This window comes from Sinorhizobium sp. 7-81, assembly GCF_030124405.1.
GTDB classification, from domain to species: domain Bacteria; phylum Pseudomonadota; class Alphaproteobacteria; order Rhizobiales; family Rhizobiaceae; genus Sinorhizobium; species Sinorhizobium psoraleae.
Genome location: NZ_JASKLT010000100.1, coordinates 1 through 349, shown reverse-complemented (window position 1 = coordinate 349; position 349 = coordinate 1). Strand labels below are relative to the sequence as shown.

The window sequence follows — 349 nt, the reverse complement described above, 5'->3', positions numbered from 1 at the left end:
GCCTTTGCCCGAGGAGATGGCCTTCGTCTACCTGGACGGGCTTTCCCTAAAGGTCTTCAGGGAAGGAGAAGGGATCGTACGGGAAAGCGTGTATGTGGCCCTGGGCATCGCCCCTAATGGGGAGAGGCGGGTCCTGGGGTTTTGGCTGTTGCCCACGGAGAGCGCCCTGGGATGGGAGGGGGTCCTGGGGGAGCTTTGGCAGCGGGGCCTGCGGCGGGTGTTGCTCTTCATCACCGACGGGCTGCCCGGGCTTCCTGAAGCGATCCGCAGGGTCTACCCTCAGGCGGAATGGCAGCGGTGCGTGGTGCACGGGGTGCGGTGGAGCCTGTCCCAGGTGCGCTCCCGGGAC

Annotated in this window: 1 protein-coding gene; it reads left to right on the top strand. The window is 66.8% G+C overall.

What is annotated here, in order from left to right; translation table 11 throughout:
- The coding region (locus QN224_RS33685; RefSeq protein ID WP_283980191.1) for a transposase at nt 1-349 on the top strand (349 nt) is incomplete at both ends.